The following is a 25,237-nucleotide window of genomic DNA, read 5'->3' as shown; positions in this document are numbered from 1 at the left end:
ACGCAAGGGAGGTCACGGTGACCACAGCGGAGACGGCAGTGCAGTCGACGGCGATTGCCTATCCCTTCAACTCCTCCGAAGGCCTGGGGCTCAGCGAGGCGTACCAGGAGGCCAGGAACCACCCGGGGTTGGTGCGGGTGCGCATGCCGTACGGCGAGCCCGCCTGGCTCGTCACGCGCTACGCCGAAGCCCGGCTGGTGCTCGGGGACCGGCGCTTCAGCCGCGCCGAGGCGCTCCACCACGACGAGCCCCGGCAGTCCGAGGGCCGGCGCAACAGCGGCATCCTGACCATGGACCCGCCCGATCACACCCGGTTGCGCACCCTCGTCGCCAAGGCGTTCACCGTCCACCAGGTGGAGAAACTCAGGCCGTCGGTCCGGCGGTTGACCCACGAACTCCTCGACGAACTGGAGGCCGCCGGGCCGCCCGCCGACCTGGTCGACCGCTACGCCCTGCCGATCCCGGTCGGGGTCATCTGCCGGCTGCTCGGCGTGCCGGAGGAGGACCGGCCCAAGTTCCGGGCCTGGAGCGACGCCGCACTGTCCACCAGCTCTTTGAGCGCCGAGGAGTTCGACCGCAACCGCGACGAACTGCGCGCCTATATGGCCGGGCTGATCGAGACCCACCGCGCCGCGCCGCGGGACGACCTCATGACCTCGCTGATCGAGGCCCGGGACGCCGGCGACCGGCTCTCCGAGCTCGAACTCGTCGACCTGTGCGTCGGCATTCTGGTGGCCGGACACGAGACCACGGCCACCCAGATCCCCAACTTCGTGCTGACGCTCCTGGACCACCCCGACGAACTCCGCCGCCTGCGCGAGGAGCCGGGCCTGCTGGGCGGCGCGGTCGAGGAGCTGCTGCGCTTCGTGCCCCTGGGCATGGGCGCCTCCCAGCCGCGCTACGCGACCGAGGACATCGAGGTGGGCGGCACACTGGTGCGCGCCGGAGAGCCCGTCCTGGTCGCCGTCGGTTCCGCCAACCGCGACGCGCTGCGCTTCGACGAGCCGGGCAAACTGAACGTGGCCCGCCCCGCCACCCAGCATCTGGGCTTCGGCCACGGTGTGCACCACTGCCTTGGGGCGCCCCTGGCCCGTCTGGAGCTCCAGGAGGCGCTCGGCGCGCTGCTCACCCGCTTCCCGGGGCTGCGCCCGGCCGGGGATGTGGTGTGGAAGGACCGGATGCTGGTCCGCGGACCGCGCGTCATGCCGGTCGGGTGGTGAGCGGGATGACCTGGAAGGCCGAGATCGACGGGCACCGGTGCATCGCGTCCGGCATGTGTGCCGGAATCGCTCCCGATCTGTTCGCGCTCGACGCGGAACACGCCCGTCCGCTGGCCGACGAGGTCCCCGAGGAGGAGCGGGTGCTGGACGTGGCGGACTCCTGTCCCGCGGCGGCGATCACCGTCCGGGACGGCGCCACGGCGGTCGGTCCGCGCCCCTGACCTCCGCGCCCGTACGCCGGCCGCTACAAGGCGGACGGATCCCCCTGGTCGACCAGACTGTCACCCAGCGTCTGCGCGCCGTCGAGCGCCTCCGTGCTGTTCAGGGACTGCTCGGCCCAGATGACCTTGCCCTGAGGGGTGTAGCGGGTGCCCCAGCGCTGGGCGAACTGGGAGACCAGGAACAGGCCGCGCCCGCCTTCATCGGTGGCCTTGGCCTGCCGCAGATGGGGCGAGGTGCTGCTGCCGTCGGAGACCTCGCAGGTCAGATTGCGGCCGCGGAGCAGCCGTAGGCGCACGGGAGGGGCGCCGTACCGCAGGGCATTGGTGATCAGTTCGCTGATGATCAGCTCGGCGGCGTAGTCGGCCTCCTCCAGACCCCACGCCCGTATCTTCTCGGCGCACGCGGCACGGAGCGGGGCCACCGCCGCCGGGTCGAGCGGCACCTCCCACTCCGCCACGCTCGAGGGGGCGAGCACGTGGGTGCGGGCCACCAGCAGGGCGACGTCATCGCTCGGGTGGGTGGGGAGCACGGTGTCGAGCAGGCTCTCGCAGATCTCCTCGGGGCCGGGGTCCGTACCGCGGGCGAGGGCGCTGCGCAGCAGGTCGGGGCCGGTGCCGGGGGCGCCGTCGGGGCTTTCGAGGAGCCCGCCCGTGTACAGCACCAGGCGAGTCCCCTCGGACAGTGGGAGCTCGGCCACCTCGAAGGGTTCCCCGCCCAGGCCCAGGGGCGGGGAGACCGGCACCGCGGGGGTGTCCACGGTGCCGTCCGGGCCGACCAGCAGGGGCCCCGGGTGGCCGGCCCGGGCCATGGTGCAACGGCCACGCACCGAGTCGTAGATCGCGTACAGGCAGCCGGCTCCGGTGATCCGCGTGCCGTCCGGGTCGGCCTCCTGCTCCAGGTCGAGCCGGGTGACCAGCTCGTCCAGGAGGGAGAGGAGCTCATCGGGGGGCAGGTCCAGCGCCGAGAAGTTCTGGACGGCGATGCGCAGCCGGCCCATCGTGGCCGCGGCGTGCAGGCCCTGTCCGGCCACGTTCCCGACGACCAGGGCGACCCGGTGACCCGGCAGCGGGATGACATCGAACCAGCTCCCGCTCGTCCCGCCCTGCGCGGGCAGATAGCGCGAGGCCACCTCCACGGCGTCCTGATCGGGCAGGCTGCCGGGCAGCAGATTGCGCTGCAGGGTGGTGACCATGGCGTGTTCGCGCGCGTATCGGCGGGCGTTGTCGACACAGATGGCGGTTCGCGCGGTCAGCTCCCCGGCGATCACCAGATCCTCTTCCTCGAACGGTTCGCTCCGCCGTGTCCGCCAGAAGTTGGCCAGGCCCAGGGTGACGCCGCGATAGCGCAGCGGAACCGTGATCAGCGACTGGATCCCGTGGTCGGGGAGGCGTTCGCCAGGGGCGCCGAACTCGGTGGTGTCGCTCACCTCGGCCCGCAGGATGGCACGGCCGGTCCGCAGGGCCTGGCTCTGCGGTGCGGCAGGCAGGTAGACGGCCCGCTCACCGGGGCGGAAGAGGGGGTGTGCGGTGGCGTCCCCGCCCACCGCCGTACGGTGCAGAACCTCATACGGCGGCTCGGGTTCCTCACCCTGCAGCACGGGGCCCAGCAGCTCGACGGTGACGATGTCGGCGAACCGGGGGGCGGACACTTCCACCAGCTTCTCGGTGGTCTCGGTCAGCTCCAGGGTCGAGCCGATCCGCACCCCGGCGTCGTACAGCAGCTCCAGCCGCTCGCGGGCCGCCGCGGCCCGGCCGGACAGCGCCCGCAGCTCGGTGGTGTCCCTGAGCGTCGCCACGCTCCCGGCGGGGCCGCCCGTACGGTCCGTGGACCGGACATTGACCGTCAGTAGCCGGTTGCCGCACGGGTGCACCTCGTCCGTGACGGGCCGCCCCGAAGCCAGCAGCTCCGTCAGGTGCGGCTCGAGGCCGAGCTCGCCGACATGCCGCCCCTCGGCGTCCGGAGCGAGCTCGAGCAGTTCCCGGGCCTCGCTGTTGACCAGCAGCAGCCGCCCGTCCGACGCCAGGACCAGCACCCCTTCCCGGACCGAGTGCAACACCGCGTCGTGGTGTTCGTACATCCGCGTCATCTCCGCGGCACCCAGGCCGTGGGTCTGCCGCCGCACCCGCCTGCTGATCAGCGCCGTCCCGCAGGTGGTCAAGGCCAGCGCCCCGGCGCCGCTGCCGAGCAGCAGCGGCAGCCGCCGGTGCACCACGCTGTTCACGCTCTTGACCTTGACCCCGACCGACACCCCGCCGAGGACGCTGCCGTCGGGCCTGGTGACGGGGACCGCCGAGACCACGGAGAGGCCCTGGCTCGCGTGAAATGTCTGCGAGATCGTCTTTCCGGCCAGCTCTTCCCGCACCAGCTTGGCGGGTCCGATGATCCGTTTGCCGATCAACGCCGGCTCGGGGTGGGTGAGACGGATCCCATGGCGGTCGAACACCACGACACTGTCGACGTCGGAGCCCTTTCTCGCCGCTTCGGCGGGAGCCCGCAGCAGCGCGGTCGCATGGTCGCTGCTCATGGCCTGGGCCACCCCGGGAGCGTGTGCGAAGGTCCCGGCGACCGCGAGGGAGCGGCGCCGGGCGTCCTCCATGCCCTGGCTCCGCGCCTCCAGCGCGAGGGTCGCGACCGCCCCGGCGATCAGGACGAGGATCACCAGCAGCTGCAGGACGAACACCTGCCCGGCGACGCTCCGCGCACGCGACAGGGGCCCCGGCCGTGGTGAGGGGGATGCGTGGAGTACCTCGGACCCGGATCGGGGCCGACGCCGCCGCCAGGGCATACGAGCATGTGTGCTCATGTCCGCATTTATAACATTCCATTCGGCGCGGTCGACAGGGCTCGGATGGCACTGTTTGAAGGATCAAAATGGCGGCGGGTTAGCATATGAGCGCCGCCTAGCTCGAAAGATAAATTTGTGACTGTCAACGAGGACTCGTTCACCAACTGGAAGCACCGCGAGGAGATCGCGGAGTCGATGATCCCGATCATCGGGAAGCTGCACCGCGAGCGGGACGTCACGGTCCTGCTCCACAGCCGCTCCTTGGTGAACAAGTCAGTGGTCAGCATCCTCAAGACCCACCGATTCGCCCGGCAGATCGCCGGTGCGGAACTCTCGGTCACCGACACGCTGCCGTTCCTGCAGGCCCTCACCACGCTCGACCTCGGCCCCGCCCAGATCGACATCGGCATGCTCGCCGCGATGTACAAGAGCGACGACCGCGGCCTGGCGGTGGAGGAGTTCACCGCCGAGGCCGTCGCCGGCGCCACGGGTGCCAACAAGATCGAGTGCCGCGAACCGCGTGACGTCGTCCTCTATGGATTCGGCCGCATCGGCCGTCTCATCGCCCGCCTCCTCATCGAGAAGGCCGGCTCCGGCAACGGCCTGCGGCTGCGCGCCATCGTCGTCCGCAAGGGCGCCGGCCAGGACCTCGTCAAGCGCGCCTCGCTGCTGCGCCGTGACTCCATCCACGGCCAGTTCCACGGCACGATCACCGTCGACGAGGCGAACAGCATGATCGTCGCCAACGGCAACGAGATCAAGGTGATCTACTCCGACGACCCGACGTCGGTGGACTACGCGGCGTACGGAATCAAGGACGCCATCCTCATCGACAACACCGGCAAGTGGCGCGACCGCGAGGGCCTGTCCCAGCACCTCCAGCCCGGGATCGACAAGGTCGTCCTGACCGCGCCGGGCAAGGGTGACGTCCCCAACGTCGTCCATGGCGTCAACCACGACATGATCAAGCCGGACGAGCAGATCCTGTCCTGCGCCTCCTGCACCACCAACGCGATCGTCCCGCCGCTGAAGGCGATGGCGGACGAGTACGGCGTCCTGCGCGGCCACGTCGAGACCGTCCACTCGTTCACCAACGACCAGAACCTGTTGGACAACTACCACAAGTCGGACCGCCGCGGCCGCTCGGCGCCGCTCAACATGGTCATCACCGAGACCGGCGCCGCCTCCGCCGTCGCCAAGGCGCTGCCCGACCTCAAGGCGACGATCACCGGCAGCTCCATCCGGGTCCCGGTGCCGGACGTCTCGATCGCGATCCTCAGCCTGCGGCTCGGCCGCGAGACCACCCGCGAGGAGGTCCTCGACCACCTCCGCGATGTGTCGCTGACCTCGCCGCTCAAGCGCCAGATCGACTTCACCAGCGCCCCGGACGCGGTCTCCAGCGATTTCATCGGCTCGCGCCACGCCTCGATCGTCGACGCCGGCGCCACCAAGGTCGACGGGGACAACGCGATCCTCTACCTGTGGTACGACAACGAGTTCGGCTACTCCTGCCAGGTCATCCGCGTCGTCCAGCATGTCTCCGGGGTGGAGTACCCGACCTACCCGGCCCCGCAGGTCTGATCCCGGCGCGATCACCGATCCGGCGCCCCGGCAGGCGGGGCGCCGGAACCCCGCGCGCCGCCGCCGCGTTGGGTGTGACATGGGCGAACTGGTTCCTGGCGGAAACGCATTGCTCCCGGACGGCGCGCTGTGGATCCGGGTGCCGGGCCCCTTCGACCTGTCCGTACTGATCACCGGAGAGGACGGAAAGGTCGCGGGGGACGGCGACTTCGTCTTCTTCAACCAGCCGTCCGCCCCCGGCGCCCGGCTGCACGGCGACACGGTCACCGTCCGGCCGGGGCAGCTGCGCCCCGGCGCCAGCCGCGTCACGGTGGTGATCAGCCCCGCCGACCCCGGCACACCGCTCGGCCGACTGCCCGCCCCCACCATGACGGTCACGGGGGTGGGCGGGGCGCGGGCCATCCGGTTCACCCCGCCGCGCCCGACCCGGGAAACAGTGCTGCTGCTCGCCGAGATCTACCGGCGCGGCGACCGGTGGAAGGTGCGGGCCCTGGGCCAGGGGTACGCGGAGGGGCTGGCCGGGGTGGCGAGGGACTTCGGCGTCGATGTCGCGGACGACGGCGGGCAGCCGCCACCTCCGCCGCCGTCGTGGCCACCCGCTGTGTCGCCCGCTCTGCCGCCGGCCCGTGCCCCCCAGGACTCCGACGGCTTCCTCGGCCTGGTCAACGGCGTACGGTCGCGGAGCGGGGCCCCGGCCGTCGCCCTCGACGCCCGGCTGAGCACGGCCGCCCGGGCCCATGCCGACGCCATGGCCGCGCAGGGCGGCCTCGGCCTCGTGAGCCCCGACGGGACATCGGTCTTCCACCGGATCGCCACCGCCGGCTACGCCTGTCTGACCATCGCCGAGCACATCGTCTCCGGGCCCCGCACGGCGGCCGAATTCGTGGACTACTGCCTTGCCGACGGTGAGCGCGGCGCGCCGTTCCGGGACGCCTCGGTCGCGCACGTCGGGGTGGGCCGGGCCGCCGGCGGCCGCTCGGGAGAGGTCTTCTGGACCGTGCTGTGGGCCCAGCCGTTCACGGCCGAGGGCCTCGCCCGTACGGCGGACGCCGTCCGCGCGCTCACCAACGCGGAGCGCGCCGCGGCCGGACTGCCGCCGCTCGCCTTGGACCCTCACCTGACCATGGCCGCGCAGCGGCACAGCGCGGACATGGTCGCCCGCGACTTCTACTCCCACACCGCCCCCGAGGGCAGCAGGCCATGGGACCGGGCGGCGGCCGCCGGATGCCGCCATCGAGGCATCGGCGAGAACATCGCGTGCGGCCAGCGCACTCCGTCGGAGGTGGTCCGGGGCTGGATGAACAGCCCCGGACACCGCGCGAACATCCTGAAGCCGGAGTTCAGCCACATCGGCGTCGGCTACGCGACGGGGAGCCGGGCGGGCACGTACTGGACGCAGCTGTTCGGCAGCGTGTGACACACCGCGGCGAGTGAGCGGTTGGGGGTGCACCGGCGTACTGAAGGGGAGAGGAACCCACTCGCGCCCCCCCTTCGACGCCGGAGGTACCCACCGTGGCCACCGTCAAAGCAGCCCAGCCCCGGGCCGACCGCCGTGACGCGGGCGATCGCCGGGGCGGGCGGTTGGACTCGTCGCTCGTCCTGACCATGCTGCTGGTCCTGGGGGTGGCGGCGCAGGGGCCGGTGCGCCGGGCGTTGTCCGCGCCGGTGATGCAGAGCTGGATGACCGTGTTCGTCGCGGTGGTCGTGCAGGCCCTGCCCTTCCTCGTCCTCGGTGTGCTGCTGTCGGCGCTCATCGCGGTGTTCGTTCCGCCGTCGTTCTTCGCCCGCGCGCTGCCGCGGCGGCCCGCCCTGGCGGTGCCGGTCGCCGGGGTGGCGGGGGCGGTCCTGCCCGGTTGCGAGTGTGCCTCCGTGCCGGTGGCCGGGGCGCTGGTGCGCCGGGGCGTCACCCCCGCGGCGGCGTTGGCGTTTCTGCTGTCGGCCCCGGCGATCAACCCGATCGTGCTGACCGCGACCGCCGTCGCGTTCCCCGGCGAACCGCGGATGGTCCTCGCCCGGTTCGTGGCGAGTCTGCTCGTGGCATGTGCGATGGGCTGGCTGTGGCAGCGACTGGGCCGCGCCGACTGGCTGCGCCCACCGGCCCGCCCGGCGCTCGACGGCCACAGCAAGGGGGCCGCCTTCTGGGGGTCCGTGCGGCACGATGTGATGCATGCCGGCGGCTTCCTCGTCGTCGGCGCGATGGCCGCGGCCACGCTCAAGGCCGTGGTGCCGGCGCGCCTGCTGCGCACCGCGGCCGATGACCCCGCGGTGTCCATCCTCGCGCTCGCGATCCTCGCGGTGCTGTTGTCGATCTGCTCGGAGGCCGACGCCTTCGTGGCCGCGTCCCTGTCGCAGTTCTCGCTCACCGCCCGGTTGGCGTTCCTCGTCGTCGGACCGATGATCGACCTGAAGCTCTTCGCGATGCAGGCCGGCACGTTCGGCCGCGCCTTCGCGCTGCGGTTCGCCCCCGCCACCTTCGCCCTGGCGGTCCTGGTGTCGGTCCTGGTCGGGGCGGTCCTGCTGTGAACCGGAAGGCGCAGGCGGTGGTGCTGTTCCTCGTCGGAGTGGCGATGCTGCGGGCCGGCTTCACCGATCTCTACCTCCGTTACGTCAAGGCCGGGTTGCGCCCGCTGCTGCTGGCCTCCGGGGGCGTCCTGATCGTCACCGCCGTCGCCACCGTCCGGTACGAACTGCGACGGCCGAGCGCACCCCGCGACCACGAGCCGGAGTGCGCGAGCCACGACGGGGGCGGCGGCCACGCCCACCGCGAACCACGCGTGTCCTGGCTTCTCGTCCTGCCCCTCTTCGCGCTCATCCTGGTCGCCCCGCCCGCGCTCGGCTCCTACAGCGCCATGCACACCGGCACCGCCCTGCAACGCCCCTGGGGCTTCCCCGACCTTCCGGCCAAGGACCCGCTCCCGCTCAGCGTGGCCGATTACGCCGGTCGCGCGGTCTACGACCACGGACACTCACTCCGCCACCGGCGGATCAAGATCACCGGCTTTGTCGCCTTCGATCGCGACGGCGCACCCCATCTTGTCCGCATGGCCCTCAACTGCTGCGCCGCCGATGCCCAGCCCGTCAAGATCGGGCTGACCGGACGGATCCCTCCCGTCGTGCAACCCGACACCTGGCTCGAGGTCACCGGCACCTACACCGGCAAACAGACCGAGGACCCCCTGGGCGGCGGCACCATTCCGTTCATCGACGTCAGCCGGGCCAGACCGGTCGCGACCCCGCGCGACCCGTACGACGAGAGCTGGAACGGCTGACCCCGGTCGGCCCGGGGCCGCCGCGGTCCCCGTGCGGGATCCGCGGCGGCCCCGGCGGTCCGTCAGCAGGTGGAGTTGGTCTGGGTGAGCAGGCCGAGCCGCCACGGCAGGGTGTTGTAGTCGCCGCTGGCGTTGGGGTTCATGCCCTGGTACAGGTACTGGAGCTTGCAGGGGTTGATGGTGAGGGTCTGGTCGTACCCGGCGCGGATCAGCTCGCCATGGCTGATGTCCTTGGTCCAGGCCCCCGAGGGGAAGGCGGTGTTGCTGGCCCGGGCGAACGGGTTGCTCTCGGAGGCGGCCAGCGGTGTCCAGGAGCCGCCGATGCTGCTGGAGGTCCAGGAGCGGAAGTAGCGCTTGCCGTCCGAGCCGATCGCCTCGACGATCAGCAGGTACTGGTTGCTGCCTTGCACCTTGTACACATTGCTGGCTTCGAAGAGGGCGTACTTGTTGGAATCCTGGGCCGCGATGACGGTGTTGGTGAACCCGTTCGGGAACTGGGCGAGGGTGGTCTGCGAGCGGTACAGATGACCGTTGTCGTCAGAGGAGAACAGGTAGCAGTTGGCGCTGTCGCAGATCACCCACATGTCGACCCAGTAACCGTTGCCGATGTTCTGCTTGATGATGTCCGGCATCGAGGAGTAGAAGTTGCGCGGGGCGCTCCACCCGCCCGGGTTGCTGATGTCGGTGTTGGTGGAGTACGAGGCGTTGCCGGTCTGGTACACCAGGTACCAGGTGCGCTGGGGCGCGAAGTAGAACACCTGGGGGGCGGCCCGGTATCCGGTGCCGATGCCGCTTCGGTCCAGGTAGTAGTGCGTGGCCGAGGCCGCCTGGGACCAGTCACTGAAGCTCAGGTAGACGAGGCTGTACCCGGAGGAGCTGGCGACGCTGGCGAACACGTGGTACTTGCCGTTGTAGTAGACCACTGACGGGTCCTTGAGCCCGGCGATGTTGTGCGTCGAGTCCGACTTGGGGGACATCAGAATCCCGCTGGAGCTCCATGAGTACCTGGTGGGCAGTGCGGCGGCCGACGAGGTCGGGGAGGTCGAGGCCCTCGCCGTGGCCTTGGCCGAGGCCGTGCCGCCCAGCGTGGACAGCACCGAGTTGTAGGCCGCCTTCTTGTTGCCGCTGCCGTCGAAGAGCAGCGGCTTCTCCCCGGCGCGCCAGGAGTCGGTGTCCCGGATGCCCCATGTGGTGATGCCGGTGCACCGCGCGACGTTCAGGCAGGCCTTCACCGTGTTCGCGTACGCGGTCGTCGGCGCCTGAGCGATGTCCAGCTCGGTGATCTGTACGTCCACGCCGAGGGCGGCGAAGTTGGACAGGGTGGTCTGGAAGCTGGCCGGCGGGCCGCCGGTGCCGAAGTGGGCCTGGAAGCCGACGCAGTCGATGGGCACGCCGCGCGCTTTGAAGTCGCGCACCATGCGGTAGACGCCCTGGGTCTTGGCGTCACTCCAGTTCTCGATGTTGTAGTCGTTGTAGCAGAGCTTGGCCGACGCGTCGGCAGACCGCGCGGTGCGGAAGGCCTGCTCGATGAAGCTGTCGCCCAGCAGGTTCTGGAAGACCGAGGCGCGGTGTGCTCCGCTGCCGCCGTCGGCGAACGCCTCGTTCACCACGTCCCAGGCGTAGACCTTGCCCTTGTAGTGGTTCATCAGGGTGGTGATGTGGTTGTTCATCACACTGCGCAAGGTGTTCGCGTCCGTGATGGAGCTGACCCAGCTGGGCAGCTGGGAGTGCCAGACCAGGGTGTGGCCCCGTACCCGCTGGCTGTGCGAGGTGGCGTGGCCCACGATCTGGTCGGCGGGAGCGAAGTTGAACGAGCCGCGGGACCGCTCCGTGGTGTCCCACTTCATCTCGTTCTCGGGGGTGACCATGTTGAACTCGCGGTCCAGGATGGTCGAGTAGGTGCCGTCGCCGAGCTTGCCGGCGGCCACGGCGGCGCCGAAGTACCGCCCGGACTGGGCCGCCTGCGCGCCCAGGGTGGAGGCCTGAACGGAGTCGGAGGCAGCGGCGGAATCAGGGGCAGCGGCGGAGCTGGGTGCGGGTGCGGCGGTCGCGGTCCCGGCCACCGCCATGACGCCGGCGGCCAGGAGTCCTAACGCCGAGGCTCGGCGTCGGGCGGATCGGATCAGAAGGGTCATGTCTCTCCTCGAGCGGTCAGGGCGTGCTCAGTGCCGGGCCGGGCCGGGCCGCGCCGGGGCGGATGTCGGCGTTGGCCCGTAGCCATATCCGGCCGCCGGACACGTTCGGTTGGTGTACGACGCGGCAGCGGCCACCGCGCCGGCGTCGCTTGGGCCGCGGCCGCGGTGCGCGGGGCGGTGGCCATGGGGGCGGCAGCGGCGGCGATCAGGCCGGTGGCCGTCGTCAGCGCTCTCCGGCGGCTGTGAGGGTGATGGGTCCATGACATATGACTCACTCCCTTGCGCTGTGGAACCGCTCCCACGGGAGGGTGCGGGACGGCCGGAAGGTTTTGCCGGTATGGGTGATGCGGGTGCTGCCGTGCTCGGCTTGCGCCATGTGCCCCGACCCGGTGACATGATGTTCGACATGCCGAATAGCGGCCGGTTGTTCGGACGTTGTGGATGATAGGTCACTCGCCGGAGGCGTCAATACCTCTCGCAGCATTCACCCGGTCAACCCCACGGGTGTGAAGACTGAGGACGGCACCCGCCATCAGCAAAAGCGCTCCCGCGCCCTGCACTCCACCGAACGACTCGCCCATGAAGAGCGTGGCGCACACGGTGTTGACGACCGGGACCAGGAACATCATGAGAGATGCCGACGCGGGCCCCACGGCCGCGATTCCCCGGTAGTACAACAGGTTGGCGACAGCGGCGGCGAACACGGCGAGATACGCGGCGTTCAGCCACACCCCGGCCGGCAACTCGCCCCAGCGCACCTCCGGCAGATCGGGCACGGCGATCACCGCCAGGAGGACGGCGCCCGCACACGTGGCGTATGTCGTGGCCCGCAGCGGCTCGATGCCGGCCAGCACCCGCGGCCCGGCCAGTGTGTACGCGGCCCAGCACAGCGCGCTGAGGAGGAACAGCGCATCCCCCGCGAGCCGTGCCCGATCACCGCCCCCGGACGAATTGCCGCCCGCCCCCAGGAAGAAGACCACGGCCCCGGCCAGTCCCGTGCCGAGCCCGGCGATACGCGCCGCCGAGGCCCGCTCACGCCGTACCACCAGAAGAAAGGCACTGGTGATCACCGGGCTCATCACCGGGATGAGAATGCCGGCGTCCAAGGAGGGTGCCAGCGACAGCCCCCAGAAGAAGAAGGCGTTGTACGCGAACACGCCCAGCACCCCGGCCAGTGCCGCGCGCCACCCGTGGCGCGCCGCCTCCCCCGTCCGCCGTCGGTCCCCGGACACCCGTACGGCCAGCAGCAGCGCGAGGGCCCCACCGCCGAACCGCAGCAGCGCGGCAACGGTGTGCGGCACATGGTCCACCACCGACTTGGAGCTGGAGAAGGCGCTGCCCCACAGCACCATGGTGACCGACAGGAGCGCATAGGGACCGGTCCTCAAGCCTTGCTTCGATGCCATGCCCCCCACCCTGGCGACCCGCCCCGCGCCCTGTCTTGAACGTCGGTGCGCACACCAGGTACCGCACAATGAGGCCATGGAAACGGCACGGGGCTGGGTGCGGTACTGGCGGGACGGCTCGCATCCGCTGGAGGCGATGCACGCCCACTTCTTCGACCACGTGTACCCGCCGCACAGCCACGACACGTACTCCTTCGGCATCACCGACCTCGGCGCCCAGCGATTCCACTGCCGCGGCGCGGCCCACACCAGCGGCGCCGGGATGGTGATGGCCTTCAACCCGGACGATGTGCACGACGGCCGGGCCGCCGCGGAACTGGGCTACCAGTACCGCATCGTGCACATCGGCCCCGCGCTGGTGCGCGACGTCCTCACCGACGCGGCCGGCGGGGGCGCCGCGGCCATGCCCCTGTTCGGACAGCCCGTCCTCGACGACCCCGCGCTCACCGGCGCTCTCGCCCGCCTCCACGCCGTGCTCAGCGGACCCGCGGACACCTGCGTACGGGACGAATGCCTGACCGCGGCCGTGCTGGCGATGGCCCGCCGCGGCGCCACCCGCGCCCCCCGACTGCGCGTGGAATCGGCGAGCGCCCAGCATCAGATCGCCCGCCGGGCGCTCGTCCTCCTCCGCGAGTCCTGCCTCGAACCGTCCGCGGCACCCCTGCCCGCCGACGCCCTGGCCGAGACGATCGGCTGCAGCCGCTACACCCTCTACCGCGCCTTCCGCGCCGAATACGGCCTGGCCCCCAGTGCCTACCAGCGCCAACTCCGCCTCCGCCGCGCCCGCGACCTGATGACCACCGGGATCAGCCCCGCCGCCGCGGCAGCCGCCACCGGCTTCGCCGACCAGGCCCACTTCACCCGCTGGTTCCACCGCACCTACGGCCTGACTCCGGGCACCTTCCGCCGTGCGCTCGGCGTCGGGTAGCTCAAAGTGGCCGGGCCGTCAGACGGGGAGGAGGCGGCACGTGTGCCCGGGGACGGTGTCGAAAGAGGTGAGGTCCGGCTCGGGGTGCGCCACCTCCACCGGCTTCCCCCGCGCGATCACCTTGAGCCGCATCGCCGCTCGGACCACGGCGCGGGTGCCGGTACGGGAGCGCAGCCGGCAGTCGGCCAGGGCGGCGTCGCTCCAGGTGAGATCCACCTCGAAGCCGCCGCGGGCCAGGAGCCCGTGGATCCGGCCGTCTGGGAGCGACGGAGGCAGGGCGGGCAGGAGGTGGAGTTCACCGGCGTGGGACTGCAGCAGCCACTCCGTTATCCCCGATGTGGCACCGAAGTTGCCGTCGATCTGGAACGGGCGCCGCGCTTGGTGATCTGGATGCTGGGGTGCAGGCCGTACAGGTGCGAGATGTGCCGGTGGTTCTGCTCCGGGGCGATGGCGTCCCAGTCCTCCTGCCACTCCTGCAACTGGCCCTGGGCGCCGATCTTCATGGGCGGCAACTCCCCGCGCACGGTACGCGCCTCGCCCCGCATGTCCGTGTCCTCGGCGAGCAGTTCGGAGACCTTGACGAAGCCGTCGAAGAGATCACGCAGAATCTGGTTGTCCATCGTCGGCCCCGCACACAGGGACACGTCCGGGTGGTGGGCGTGTTCGGGCGACATCGACGGGCAGGTGACGAGGTGGCCGCTGGAGGGGTCGGTGACCAGGGTGTCGAGGAAGAACCGCACCGCGCCCTTGAGTACCGGGTAGCGCTCGTGCAGCGCTTCCTTGTCGCCCGTGAACAGATAGTGGTCCCAGATGCCGGTGGCCAGCCAGGCCCCTCCGGTGGGCCAGGTGCCGTAGAAGGCCTTGTCGCAGGGGGCGGTGCCACGCCAGCCGTCGACGTTGTGATGGGCGACCCAGCCGCGCGCCCCGTACTGCGTCCGAGCGGTCTTCGCGCCGGAAACCGACAGGTCGGCGAGCATGTCGAAGACCGGCTCCCAGCACTCCAGAAGGTTGGTGACGGGGGCCGGCCAGTAGTTCATCTCGGTGTTGATGTCGATGGTGTACCGGCATGACCAAGGCGGGCTGAGCAGATCGTTCCAGAGGCTCTGAAGGTTGGCCGGCTGGGTGCCGGGCCGCGAGCAGGCGATCAGCAGATACCACCGAACTGGTAGTACAGCGCGACCAGTTGGGGATCGGAGGCGGAAGCGAAGTTCCTGACCCGCTCGTCGGTGGGCAGCCTGGCCGCATCGGTCGAACCCAGGTCGAGCGTCACCCTGCGGAACAGGCGCCGGTAGTCGTCGGTGTGGCGCTTGCACAGCGTCGTGAACGGGATGTCGGACGCGGCGTCGAGCGGGGCGGCGGCGCGGGCGGCGTGGTCGCCGGTCGCGTTGCTGAAGTCCGTATAGCTGGTCCCGATGGACACCAGCAGGGTGACCGAGTCGGCACCGGCCACCGTGAGCTTTCCGCTCTCGCTGTTGACCGTGCCCCCCTCAACACGGGCACGGGCCAGCGCCCGGAACCGCACCTGCCCGGTGACGCCGCTCCGGGTCTGCCCGGTGCCGTCGATCGCGACGGTGATCCGGTCGGGCGAGGAACCGGTCACGCTCTGAGGGCTGTCGAAGGCGGCGGTGAACGAGATGGCACCGGGGGTGTCCGCGGTCAGCCGCAAGGCGATGACCTGGTCGGGATGGCTGGCGATGACCTCGCGCCGGTAGGTGACGCCGCCTTGTGTGTAGCGGACCGAGGTGACGGCGGAGTCGATGTCGAGCTCACGCCGGTAGCCGCTGACCTCGCCTTGGGAAGAGAAGGTCAGCCGCAGATCGCCGACCGTCTGATAGGGCAGCTCGGAGAGGGGGTTTCCCATGAAGGTGCTGTCGACCAGGGCCTGGGCGCCGGCCCATTCGCCGGCGAAGACCCTCCTGCGGATCTCCGGAAGGTTGCTCGGGCCCTGAGGATTGGCCGGGTCGTACGGCCCGCCGGCCCACACCGTGTCCTCGTTGAACTGGAGCCGTTCGGTGTCGGTGCCGCCGAACACCATGGCGCCGAGCCGTCCGTTGCCGATGGGCAGCGCCTCCAGCCACTCGGAAGCGGGCCGCGGGTACCAGAGGGTGAGCTCGCCGGGGCGCGTGGCACCGCCGGTCTTCTCGGCGATGGTCTTCTCGGCGGCGTGGGCACCGCCGGACGCGAGGCCGGTCGCACCGGCCGCGGTCGCTGTGGACAGAGCGAAGAAATGTCTGCGGTCCATGGACTCAAAAGTCAATTCATCGGAGGTCTACTGTCAACACGTCGGAGGCGGGTCAGGACTTCGGCTGCCGGCGTCCGTCCGGGTTGGTCGTGGTCGTCATGTCCTGTGTGCCGATGACGGAGAGCAGCTCCAGCTGGGCGGCGCCTTCGGTGCCGGGCGGGGCGCTGAACCACAGCAGGCGTTGGCGTCCGTCCTCGCTGAACAGGCTGTGGCAGTCCAACTCGATGACGCCCAGCGCGGGGTGGACGATGCGTTTGTGGTCGGTCCGCCGGAGGGCGACGTCGTGAGTGTCCCAGAGGGCGGCGAACTCCTCGCTGCGTCGGCGCAGCGCGGCCACCATCCGGGACACCTCGGTGTCCCTGCCGCGCCGGGCGGCGACCGCCTGGAGGTCGGCGACGAAGACCCGGGAGTGGTGGGAGTGGTCCTCGGGCGGGTAGAGCGTACGGGCGTTTGGATCGGTGAACCAGCGGTGGACGAAACTTGCCGCCGGGCCGCGTACCGCCGGGGGCCGGCCGACGAGCGCGGCAGCCAGGGGGTTCTGCACGAGGGTTTCGTGCAGGTCGGTGATCACCTGGGCGGGGGTGGTGGTGAGCTGGTCGAGCAGACCGAGCAGGCCGGGCTGGACATGCGCGTCCGGGCCGTGCGCCGCCGGTGGGACCGGCCGGTCGGCGAGGTGGAACAGATGGTCCCGTTCGTCGCCGTCCAGCCGCAGCGCTCGGGCGAGAGCGGCCAAAACCTGGGCCGAGGGCTGCGCGCCGCGCCCGCGTTCCAGCTCGGTGTAGTAGTCCGCGGACAGCCCGGCCAGATGGGCGACCTCCTCGCGCCGCAGGCCCGGCACCCGGCGCCGGGGCCCGCTGGGCAGGCCGACGTCAAAGGGGCGGATCCGATCGCGCCTGGATTTGAGGAATGCGGCGAGCTCGGCATGGTTCACGCCCCCCATCGTCGCTCGTGCCGGCGGGCTGAGCCAGGGGATGGGAACCCCAGGGTGGAGACAGCCCTGGCCGGCCCGGGAACACCGGCCCATGCTGGAGACACAGGCAGGGCGCCGACACCGAGGCCGACACGGACGCCCTGCGCCACGATCCATCCGATGTTCCATCCCCCATCTGCTCTGCGGGAGATTCCATGTCCACCCAAGAAACCGCGAAGAGTCGCGTCGCCATCGTCACGGGCGGTTCCCGTGGCATCGGTCGCGAGACGGTGAGCCGGCTGGCCGCCGACGGATACGCCGTCGTGGTCGGGTACGCGGGCAACCGTGATCTGGCCGAGGCCGCCGTCAAGGAGATCGCCGCCGCCGGCGGCAGGGCGGTCGCCGTCCGGGCCGATGTCGCCGACGAGCAGCAGGTGGCCGCGCTCTTCGACACCGCGGAGGCCGAGTACGGCGGCATCGACGTCGTCGTCCACGCGGCCGGCCGCATGTACCTGGCCCCGGTGGCCGACCTGGACCTGACGGAGCTGGACGCGCTGCACCGCACCAACATCCGCGGCACCTTCGTCGTCGCCCAGCAGTCCGCCAGGAGGATCCGCGACGGCGGGGCGATCGTCACCTTCTCCACCTCCGTGGTGGGCCTGGCCCTGCCCGGCTACGGCGCCTACAGCGCCAGCAAGGGCGCCGCCGAGGCGCTCACGATGATCCTCGCGCGCGAGCTGCGCGGCCGGGACGTCACGGTCAACACCGTCGCCCCCGGCCCCACCGCCACCGACCTGTTCCTCGAGGGCAAGGACGAGGAGACCGTCGCCCGGCTGGCCGCCCAGCCCCCACTGGAACGCCTCGGCACCCCCGCCGACATCGCGAACGTCGTCGCCTTCCTCGCCTCACCGGCCGGCCACTGGGTCAACGGCCAGGTCATCCGTGCCAACGGCGGCATCGTCTGACCGTACGTCGAGATCCAGGTGTGCGGCGTGCGTGGGCACCCGGTACCGATCATGCACGCCGCACCGCGGTGGCTCGGACTCGCCGCCGGCGGGGAGGCAGCTCAGCAGCAGGGGCCGTGCGTGTGTTCCTCACGGTGCCACCAGTAGCGCTGCCGGGCCGGGCCCTGCGGCACGTCCTCGGCCCTCGGCGTGGTCTTCGTCGCGGCCTTCCTCGCAGACGAGGCCTTACGAGCCGCCCCCGGCCCTTCGGCCACCAGGTCGTCCACCGTGTGCACCACGCCACCGAGCACCACCTGCCGTACCGCCGCGGCCGCCCTGATGTCGGTCAGCGGGTCGCCCTCCACCAGCACCAGGTCGGCCAGCTTCCCCGGCTCGACCGTGCCCAGGTGGGCGCTCATGCCCAGCGCCCGCGCGCCCGTCACGGTGGCCGCGCGCAGCGCCTGGTACGGGCTGGCGCCGTAGCGCACCATGGTCTGCACATTCAGGTGGTAGTAGACGGCCGGGGGCACCAGCGGGCTGTCGGTGCCGACTCACACCTGCGCCCCCTCGGTGCCGTCCGCCCGGGCGAGCCAGAGGTGGAAGTTGCCGTCGGCGTAGGACTGGTAGACCAGGTGGCGGCCGTCGGGCGAGAGCGCGGCGGACGCGTTGGTGACCTGGCTGACGGTGATCTGCCGGGTGTCGCCCTCCGTCCCCGCCTTGCCCTGTGCCGCGGATGCCTCGGTGGCGAGGCCGGCCAAGGGGCCGCCCAGCCATAGGGCACCAGCCCCGACCGCCACCTTGCCGCTCTGCTCGATGAGTGATCTGCGTGATAATTCGCGTCGGGCCCGGCTGGGGGCGGGAACAGCCACCGAGGCTCAGCGGTGTCCTTCGGGCGTCCCCTTTCGCTTCCGGCCGGCCAGGCGGCGACCGATGCGGCCGAACGCGCCGGGACGGTTCCACGTCCGGAACTCATCGGCCCAGCGGACGCTCGTACGCTCCAGACAGTGCTCGACGGAGGTGAGGTGCGCGTCGGGCAGCGTCCGCACCATCGGACGGAGCACCGAGTCCAGCAGCGCCGTCCGCGTCTCCTGCCAGCCACCACCCGCCTGGGGATGCGAACTCCACGCGGTGAAGCACTCGGCCACATACGCGGGATCGGTGCGGAGCCGGTCACGCACCCGCTCGGACCGCGCGGCCTGGCCGTAGGCGGCAAGGAGGCCCGGATCCCCGCTGTGGATCAGCGCGTACAACTCTCCGTCCGGGGCGTCCTCGGACAGCACACGGTCCGCGAGCGCTCCGAAGGCATGCTCGAGAACCGTGGGTTCCACCGGTTCCGCCATGGCCCGAAGCGACAGCGCCCGGTCGGTCCAGCCGGGCCCGGCGAGGCGGCTCCTCAGATCGCGTGCGAACTCGAGGAGCGTCAGGGACGCACGGTCGCGCGGTGCCAGATCCTCGGTGAAACAGCGCAGGAGGTCATGGGCCAGATCGGGTACCTCGGCATCCTCCGCGGGTCCTTCGAGCGCGGTCTTGATCAGGATGGCGGAAGTGCCCGCCGCGCGGTGGGCGTCGGATCCGATGTCGCCGAGCATCAGCCGGGCCTCTCCGGCGGTCGGCGCGTCGTCACCCCACACCAGCCGGACCGCGGTGCGCAGGACGAGCGGCTCGGCGAACACCGAAACACCACCGGATCGCAACACGGCGTTCAGCGCGGTGGCGCGGTCGCCTCCGCCCGTCGTCACCCGCGGCGCCTCGGCGCACATACGCAGGTGGGGCAGGGCCTGGCTCTCCGCGAACCGCAGCGGAACCCGGGCCAACAGCCGGGCCGCGGCGAGCGGATCGCCCGCGGCCAGAGCGTCGAGCTTGCCGAGCAGCGCGGTCCGCAACGCGAAGTGCTCCTCCAGCGCCAGGCGTACCGCGGGGGTGTGTGTCGCTTCCGGGTCGGTCAGCAGCGCATGGGCGAGCCCGTGTGCCACCTCCGGCAGCAGATCCGAGCAGTCCACGCCGAGCATGTCGGCGATGCGCAGCAGTTCCAAGGGGTGTGCGGCGCCCTGATCGGCGTCCGACACGCCGGCGCGCAGATCGGCCGCGAGTTCGCTCGCGAGGCGCAGCCGGACATCCTCGGTGAGTGCGTCGGGCCGGAGGGCTCCGAGCCCCGGGCCGGGTGCGGGCGCATGGACGGCTTCGGTCAGCACCAGCGCGGCGAGGGGTGTGCTGACGGCGGTCGGCACCCTGCCGTCGAGGCAGGTGAACAGCCCCGTCAGCGCGGTCTTTTCGGCCTCGGGCCGGGCCCCGGCCGGCACACACAGCGCCGCCAGCAGCCGGTGCAGCCGATCGTCGCTCAAGGCCTCCGGGTGGTGGCGTGCCCAGTTGGCCGCCTCGGTCCGGCCGGTGGTGCCGAGGTCGAGCCCCGCGCACAGCGCGGCGACGGCGAGCGTACCGGGGGCGACTTGGCCGCCCGGGAGCGCGTCGGCCTCCTTGAACAGCTCGGGGGCGCCGCCCAGCCAGATGCCCGCGGCCGCCTGTGCCCAGGCGTCGGATACCGGCTCCCCGGTCTTCCGGCCGGCCACGTCGTACACGCGGTAGCGGTGGTCGAGGCCGGTCGGCTCCCGGTCGTCTTCCGGCCGTACGCCGATGATCTGCTGCCGGGAGAGCTCCGGCCGCCGCGTGTAGGTGGTGAACGTCAGCCGGTGGGCACGGTCACGCGGCAACGCGGCGCAGGCCAGGGCGATCCACCGGGCCACATCAGCGCTGTCCTGCTCGACAAGGACGATCTGCGGCGCGGACTCGTCCTCGCTCAGCCTGCGCAGATCGGCGAAGAAGCGCGCGAGCCACGGCGCGCGGGAGCCCGCGAAAGCGACCAGGCCGTCCCGGTCCATGCGCCCCGAGGCGGTCAGCGCCTCCAGCGGCTCCGGCACCCCACCCTCCGGGGTGCGCGTGGCCCACTGCGGGGAACCCCAGGCGGTGATGGGCAGCGCGCCGCCCGGCAGTGGCGCACCGGTGGGCAGATGCACGGCATGGGCGTGGAAGTTGCCCCAGCGCCCGCTGTGGTCGGCTCCCGTGTACACCGTCCGGGCCAGAAGTCCGCTGCCGTCGGAGAGCAGGCTGTAGCTGAACACCTCGGGAAAGGAGGCGGGTTGGAAGTCGGAGGGACGCGGGGGAGCGTCATGTGGCGGCTCGTATCCGAGGAGCTGCTCGGCCTCCCCGAGCAGCGACGGTGGCACCCCGGGGCTGACCGCGGTGAAGCGGGATCCGGACCCGTCGGGCCCCGGCGGTGCCGAGGTGTAGTGCAGCTGCGCCAGGCTCATGTTCCGGCCTCCACGGCTTCGGGCTTGCCGGGTTTGCTCAGCGGGAGGAGGCCTCGGCGTCCGAGCAGCGACAGTCCGGACAGGGCGCCAGGCAGCCCGAGGCGATGCCCGAACTCCACCACCGCCCGCCCCCCTGCTCCCAGTCGACTGTGTGAAGGATTATCACAGCAGACCCACCCCTGGGGTGGCAGGGTCTCCGAGGATAGGGCCGTGGACGTTTCCGTGGGCCGGACTGGCGCAGATACGGGATCGTCGGCCACATCAGCCAGTCGCCCAGTGCCCGACTGAACTTCGGGCAACCGCAAACGGCCCCTCAACTCCCCCACGGTGCCTCATGCCTCTCAAGCGAGAAGACGGACGAACTTACGGGGATACGGACCCGCACCTCGAAGCCCCGGCCGTCCGGGCCCGGCCCGGTGACCGCCGTACCGCCGTGCGCCGTCGCCCGCTCGCGGACCCCGACGAGACCGTGCCCGCCGCCGGAACCGGGCTGGGGGCCGCGCCCGTCGTCCGTCACCCGGATCTCCATTTCGTGCGCCGCGTAAGTGAGTCGTACGGACACGGCGCGGGCATCCGCGTGCTTGACCGCGTTGGTCAGCGCCTCCTGGACGATCCGGAAGACGGCCGCCCCGACCGCGTCCGGCAGCGCCCGCACGGCTCCGGCCGTTGCGTAGGCGACGTCAAGGCCACTGGCCTGGATCCGGCCGAGGAGATCGGGCAGACCGGCGAGGCCCGGCTGCGGCTCGCGCGGGGCGCCGTCCGGCTCGTCGCCCTCGCGCAGCACCCCCAGCATCCGGCGCAGCTGCGCCATGGCGTCCCGGCCCGTCTCGGAGATCGCGTCGAAGGCGGCCTCCGCCCGCTCCGGAGCCGTACGCACCGCCACGGGCCCGGCCTCCGCCTGCACGATCATCAGGCTCACCGCGTGGGAGAGGATGTCGTGCATCTCCCGTGCGATCCGGGCCCGTTCGCGCGCGGCGGCCTGCTCGGCCTCGACCCGGTTCGCGCGCTGCCGGGCATCGGTCAGCCGCCCGAGGACATAGGCCGCCGCGAACACGAAGAGGGAGAAGGTCAGCTCGCGCGCCGACTCGGTGTTGAGCCGCACCGACAGGGGCACGGCGACCAGCAGCACACCCCCGGTGACCAGCCGCTTCCACGGCGGTGACAGGGCGGCGATCGTATAGACGATGACGAGCCCGGTGTACGGCAGCGGCTGGCCGGGTCCCTCCAGCGCCAGCTGGTACAGCGCGCTGGCCGCCAGGATCGCGAACAAGACGGCGAGGGGAGCGCGCCGACGCCAGATCAGGGGGAGCACGGTGAGCGTGGTCAGCCCGTAGGCGGGCCAGGTCGCCGGTTCGAAATCGGCCGGGCGCGGCACCACGAACGGCATCGTCACCGCCGCCTGGACCAGGAGCGCGATCCCGATGTCAACGGCCAGGGGTTTGGCCGCCACCAGTGCTCGGCCCCGCTCCCACCACCCCCGCACGTCCTCTCGTATGTCCATCGCCGAGCAGCTTACGCGGCGTGCGGCGGGTGCCCGAGCGGCTGTCGACCGGACCGGCTCCCGTCGGAGACCTTGACGTGCCTCGAGCGCGATGCGTTGATGGGAGCGCTCCCAATGCCTTGCCCGCGTAAGCCATCGGACGCTCACTCCTTGGAGTCGCGATGAGACGAAAGAGATCGCTTACCGTCCTGCTGGCCGTATTGGCCGGCCTCCTCGGGATCGTGGGCCTCGGCCCGGCCGCCCAGGCCGCCGGCCACGCCGAGCCGCGCGCCCCGCTGGCCACCGGCCTCCACATCAGCAACGGCCGCCTGCTGGAGGGCAACGGCAACGACTTCATCATGCGCGGCGTCAACCACGCCCACACGTGGTACCCGGGTGAGACCCAGTCGCTGGCCGACATCAAGGCGCTGGGCGCCAACACCGTCCGCGTCGTCCTCTCCAACGGCCACCGCTGGACCAGGAACAGCCCCGAAGACGTGGCCGCCATCGTCGCCCAGTGCAAGGCCAACCGGCTCATCTGCGTCCTGGAGGTGCACGACACCACCGGCTACGGCGAGGAGTCCGCGGCCGCCTCGCTCGACCAGGCGGCCGACTACTGGATCGGCCTCAAGAGCGTGCTGACCGGCGAAGAGAACTACATCATCATCAACATCGGCAATGAACCCTGGGGCAACACCAACCCCTCCGGCTGGACCGCCCCCACCACCGCCGCCATCCAGAAGCTGCGCAACGCCGGGTTCCAGCACACGATCATGATCGACGCCCCCAACTGGGGCCAGGACTGGCAGAACGTCATGCGCGACAACGCGCAGGCCGTCTACAAGGCCGATACCACCGGCAACCTGATCTTCTCGATCCACATGTACAGCGTCTACGACACGGCACAGGAGATCACCGACTACCTGAACGCCTTCGTGAGCGCCCGTCTGCCCATCCTCATCGGCGAGTTCGGCGGACCTGCCGACCAGTACGGCGACCCCGACGAGAACACCATGATGGCCGCCGCCCAGCAGCTGAAGCTCGGCTATCTGGCCTGGTCCTGGAGCGGCAACACCGATCCCATCCTGGACCTGACCACCGGCTTCGACCCCAACAAGCTCACCGATTGGGGCAAGCGCATCTTCAACGGCCCCAACGGCATCGCCGAGACCTCCCGCGAGGCCACGGTCTACGGCGGTGGCTCCGGCGGCGACACCCAGGCCCCGACCACCCCCGGCACCCCGACCGCCTCGGCCGTGACGGCCACCTCCGCCACTCTCACCTGGCCCGCCGCCACCGACAACGTGGGCGTCACCGCCTATGACGTCGTCCGCGTCAGCGGTGGCGCCGAGACGAGGGTCGCCACATCGACCGGCGCCGGCACGACCATCACCGGCCTGACCGCCGCCACCTCCTACACCTTCGCCGTCTACGCCCGGGACGCGGCCGGCAACCGCTCGGCCCGCTCCGCCACCGTCGGTGTCACCACCCAGGCGGGTGGCGGCTCCGGGGCCGACTGCTCGGTCGGCTACCGCGTCGTGGGCGACTGGGGCAGCGGCTTCCAGGGCGAGATCTCCATCCGTAACACCGGCTCCGCCGTCATCAACGGCTGGACCCTGGGATTCTCCTTCGCCAACGGCCAGACCGTGACCAACATGTGGGGCGGCACGCCGAAGCAGACCGGCGCCGCGGTGACCGTCACCCCCGCCTCCTACACCTCCACCATCCCCGCCGGCGGCTCGGTCACCCTCGGCTTCACCGCCAACAAGGGCAGCACCAACTCCGCGCCGACCGCCTTCACCCTCAGCGGCAGTGCCTGCGCCACCGGCTAGGAGCGTGTCCCAGTAACGGGCAATCGGCTGGGTGGTCGTGGTGGTGGGATCGGTCGTGGTCGCTCGGTGTGTGCCTGCCGGGGCGGGACGGCCTGGTCCTGTCGGCCTGGGAATCGGCCTGAAGGGGTCCAGTGTGCCTGGTGGGATCAGCCGATCGCGGCGGCGAGGCCGGCGGTTCCGGCGTGCCGGAAGATCTTGCGGAGGTTGTGGCAGGCGGCCAGCAGTCGCCACTCGCCGCGGGCCCGGTCCTCGCCGCGCAGGAGGAGCTGGCGGCCGCCCTGGCAGGTCATGATCTGGCCGAAGACTGGTTCAATGATGGCCTTGCGGCGGCTGTAGGCGGCCCGGCCGGGCTTGGTCCGCAGCCTGCGGGCCATGCGCTCCTTCAAGGTGGCGTCCTTGGGGATGCGCCCGCGGGGTGCGGGCGGGACCTGCTCGTCGTGGCCGGGTCGGCCGGTGGCCATGAAGGTGTCGGTGCCACAGGTTAGTTGGCGGTCCCCGGCGGCCTCGAGGTTGGCCTCGGGGCAGTAGCCGGCGTCGACCAGGGCCTGCTCGTCGCTGGTCCCGGCGCGCTCTTGGCGGCGGCGCTCCTTGTCTTCAGCGTGAGCGCGGGCCTTCTCGGCGGCCTCGGCCTCGATCTGCGCGCGGGCGGCCTGCAGCTTGGCCAGCCGCTTCTCACGCCGGTCCAGCTCGGCGGGCAGGTCCGCCTGCTTGCCGTCGGGGCCGAAGGCCTGGTCCTCGGCGGTGTCGGTGGCCTCCGCCTCCTCCAGCAGGGCAGCGGCCTTGGCCTCCAGGGCGGCAATCTCGGTTTCGATCCGCACTTCCTTGTCGACCAGGCGGCCGTAGCTCATCGCCTTGTGTTTTGAGGCGTTGGCCTGAAGCTTCGTTCCGTCCAGGGCGACGCGGCCCATCTTGACCATGCCGAGCTTCTGCGCGAGGTGCAGCGACTGGAGGAACAGATCCGCGAGGCAGTCCAGGTGG

Annotated in this window: 21 protein-coding genes; 9 read left to right on the top strand and 12 right to left on the bottom strand. The window is 71.3% G+C overall.

From position 1 onward, the window contains the following. Nucleotides 1-17: 17 nt before the first annotated feature. A complete protein-coding gene (locus PV419_RS47550; protein WP_319699885.1) occupies nt 18-1,220 on the top strand; it encodes a cytochrome P450 in 1,203 nt (400 codons plus the stop codon). Between the two features lie 5 nt (nt 1,221-1,225). Next, nucleotides 1,226-1,441 (top strand): ferredoxin, encoded by a 216-nt coding sequence (locus tag PV419_RS47545; RefSeq protein ID WP_319699884.1) that lies wholly within the window; start codon nt 1,226-1,228, stop codon nt 1,439-1,441. A 23-nt stretch (nt 1,442-1,464) separates the two neighbouring features. Here PV419_RS47545 and PV419_RS47540 read toward each other — a convergent pair whose 3' ends face one another. Continuing rightward, nucleotides 1,465-4,227, bottom strand: a complete 2,763-nt coding sequence (locus tag PV419_RS47540) for a SpoIIE family protein phosphatase (protein WP_415925533.1) — start codon at nt 4,225-4,227, stop codon at nt 1,465-1,467. Nucleotides 4,228-4,362: 135 nt separating this feature from the next. On the opposite strand from PV419_RS47540, the gene PV419_RS47535 reads away from it, so the two are divergent. From PV419_RS47535 to PV419_RS47520, 4 genes are all read left to right on the top strand, one after another. Next, nucleotides 4,363-5,808, top strand: coding sequence for a glyceraldehyde-3-phosphate dehydrogenase (locus tag PV419_RS47535; RefSeq protein ID WP_319699881.1), 1,446 nt, complete (start codon nt 4,363-4,365; stop codon nt 5,806-5,808). Between the two features lie 79 nt (nt 5,809-5,887). Further along, nucleotides 5,888-7,225 (top strand): CAP domain-containing protein, encoded by a 1,338-nt coding sequence (locus PV419_RS47530; RefSeq protein ID WP_319699879.1) that lies wholly within the window; start codon nt 5,888-5,890, stop codon nt 7,223-7,225. A 95-nt stretch (nt 7,226-7,320) separates the two neighbouring features. Next, entirely contained in the window at nt 7,321-8,331 is a 1,011-nt protein-coding gene (locus PV419_RS47525; protein ID WP_415925525.1) for a permease, read from the top strand. Further along, entirely contained in the window at nt 8,328-9,077 is a 750-nt protein-coding gene (locus tag PV419_RS47520) for a TIGR03943 family putative permease subunit (RefSeq protein ID WP_319699878.1), read from the top strand. The genes PV419_RS47525 and PV419_RS47520 overlap by 4 nt, the downstream gene beginning before the upstream one ends. 62 nt (nt 9,078-9,139) lie before the next feature. Here PV419_RS47520 and PV419_RS47515 read toward each other — a convergent pair whose 3' ends face one another. Continuing rightward, nucleotides 9,140-11,212: a non-reducing end alpha-L-arabinofuranosidase family hydrolase gene (locus PV419_RS47515; RefSeq protein ID WP_319699876.1), complete on the bottom strand. Its 2,073-nt coding sequence runs from the start codon at nt 11,210-11,212 to the stop codon at nt 9,140-9,142. Between the two features lie 449 nt (nt 11,213-11,661). Continuing rightward, complete coding sequence (locus PV419_RS47510; RefSeq protein WP_319699874.1) at nt 11,662-12,618, bottom strand: DMT family transporter; 957 nt, start codon at nt 12,616-12,618, stop codon at nt 11,662-11,664. Nucleotides 12,619-12,694: 76 nt separating this feature from the next. On the opposite strand from PV419_RS47510, the gene PV419_RS47505 reads away from it, so the two are divergent. Next, nucleotides 12,695-13,546, top strand: coding sequence for an AraC family transcriptional regulator (locus PV419_RS47505; RefSeq protein WP_319699872.1), 852 nt, complete (start codon nt 12,695-12,697; stop codon nt 13,544-13,546). Between the two features lie 18 nt (nt 13,547-13,564). Here PV419_RS47505 and PV419_RS47500 read toward each other — a convergent pair whose 3' ends face one another. The 4 genes from PV419_RS47500 to PV419_RS47485 are packed head-to-tail and all read right to left on the bottom strand — an operon-like array spanning nt 13,565 to nt 16,719. Further along, nucleotides 13,565-13,822, bottom strand: a complete 258-nt coding sequence (locus PV419_RS47500; protein WP_415925532.1) for a glycoside hydrolase family 95-like protein — start codon at nt 13,820-13,822, stop codon at nt 13,565-13,567. Between the two features lie 50 nt (nt 13,823-13,872). Then, nucleotides 13,873-14,691, bottom strand: coding sequence for a glycosyl hydrolase family 95 catalytic domain-containing protein (locus tag PV419_RS47495; protein ID WP_415925531.1), 819 nt, complete (start codon nt 14,689-14,691; stop codon nt 13,873-13,875). Then, entirely contained in the window at nt 14,691-15,788 is a 1,098-nt protein-coding gene (locus PV419_RS47490; RefSeq protein ID WP_319699867.1) for a glycoside hydrolase family 95 protein, read from the bottom strand. The genes PV419_RS47495 and PV419_RS47490 overlap by 1 nt, the downstream gene beginning before the upstream one ends. 52 nt (nt 15,789-15,840) lie before the next feature. Then, complete coding sequence (locus PV419_RS47485; protein ID WP_319699865.1) at nt 15,841-16,719, bottom strand: helix-turn-helix transcriptional regulator; 879 nt, start codon at nt 16,717-16,719, stop codon at nt 15,841-15,843. Between the two features lie 194 nt (nt 16,720-16,913). On the opposite strand from PV419_RS47485, the gene PV419_RS47480 reads away from it, so the two are divergent. Beyond that, on the top strand, nt 16,914-17,663 hold the full coding sequence (locus PV419_RS47480; RefSeq protein ID WP_319699863.1) for an SDR family oxidoreductase: 750 nt from the start codon (nt 16,914-16,916) through the stop codon (nt 17,661-17,663). Between the two features lie 101 nt (nt 17,664-17,764). Here PV419_RS47480 and PV419_RS47475 read toward each other — a convergent pair whose 3' ends face one another. From PV419_RS47475 to PV419_RS47460, 4 genes are all read right to left on the bottom strand, one after another. Further along, nucleotides 17,765-18,172, bottom strand: a complete 408-nt coding sequence (locus PV419_RS47475) for an amidohydrolase family protein (RefSeq protein ID WP_319699862.1) — start codon at nt 18,170-18,172, stop codon at nt 17,765-17,767. Between the two features lie 21 nt (nt 18,173-18,193). After that, nucleotides 18,194-18,511, bottom strand: coding sequence for a hypothetical protein (locus PV419_RS47470; protein WP_319699860.1), 318 nt, complete (start codon nt 18,509-18,511; stop codon nt 18,194-18,196). A 6-nt stretch (nt 18,512-18,517) separates the two neighbouring features. After that, on the bottom strand, nt 18,518-20,947 hold the full coding sequence (locus tag PV419_RS47465; protein WP_319699858.1) for a GTPase-associated protein 1-related protein: 2,430 nt from the start codon (nt 20,945-20,947) through the stop codon (nt 18,518-18,520). A 313-nt stretch (nt 20,948-21,260) separates the two neighbouring features. Then, the gene (locus tag PV419_RS47460; RefSeq protein ID WP_319699856.1) at nt 21,261-22,448 is read right to left on the bottom strand and encodes a sensor histidine kinase; all 1,188 of its coding nucleotides are present in this window, start codon (nt 22,446-22,448) and stop codon (nt 21,261-21,263) included. A 161-nt stretch (nt 22,449-22,609) separates the two neighbouring features. On the opposite strand from PV419_RS47460, the gene PV419_RS47455 reads away from it, so the two are divergent. Then, nucleotides 22,610-24,259, top strand: a complete 1,650-nt coding sequence (locus PV419_RS47455; protein ID WP_319699854.1) for a cellulase family glycosylhydrolase — start codon at nt 22,610-22,612, stop codon at nt 24,257-24,259. Between the two features lie 146 nt (nt 24,260-24,405). On the opposite strand, the gene PV419_RS47450 is transcribed toward PV419_RS47455, so the two are convergent. After that, on the bottom strand, nt 24,406-25,237 hold an 832-nt coding region (locus PV419_RS47450; RefSeq protein WP_319699852.1), incomplete at its 5' end, for a transposase.

The sequence above is a fragment of the Streptomyces sp. ME19-01-6 genome, from assembly GCF_033793745.1.
Taxonomy (GTDB): domain Bacteria; phylum Actinomycetota; class Actinomycetes; order Streptomycetales; family Streptomycetaceae; genus Streptomyces.
The sequence above is the reverse complement of the archived record's forward strand: the minus strand, read 5'-3'. Positions and strand labels throughout refer to the sequence as shown.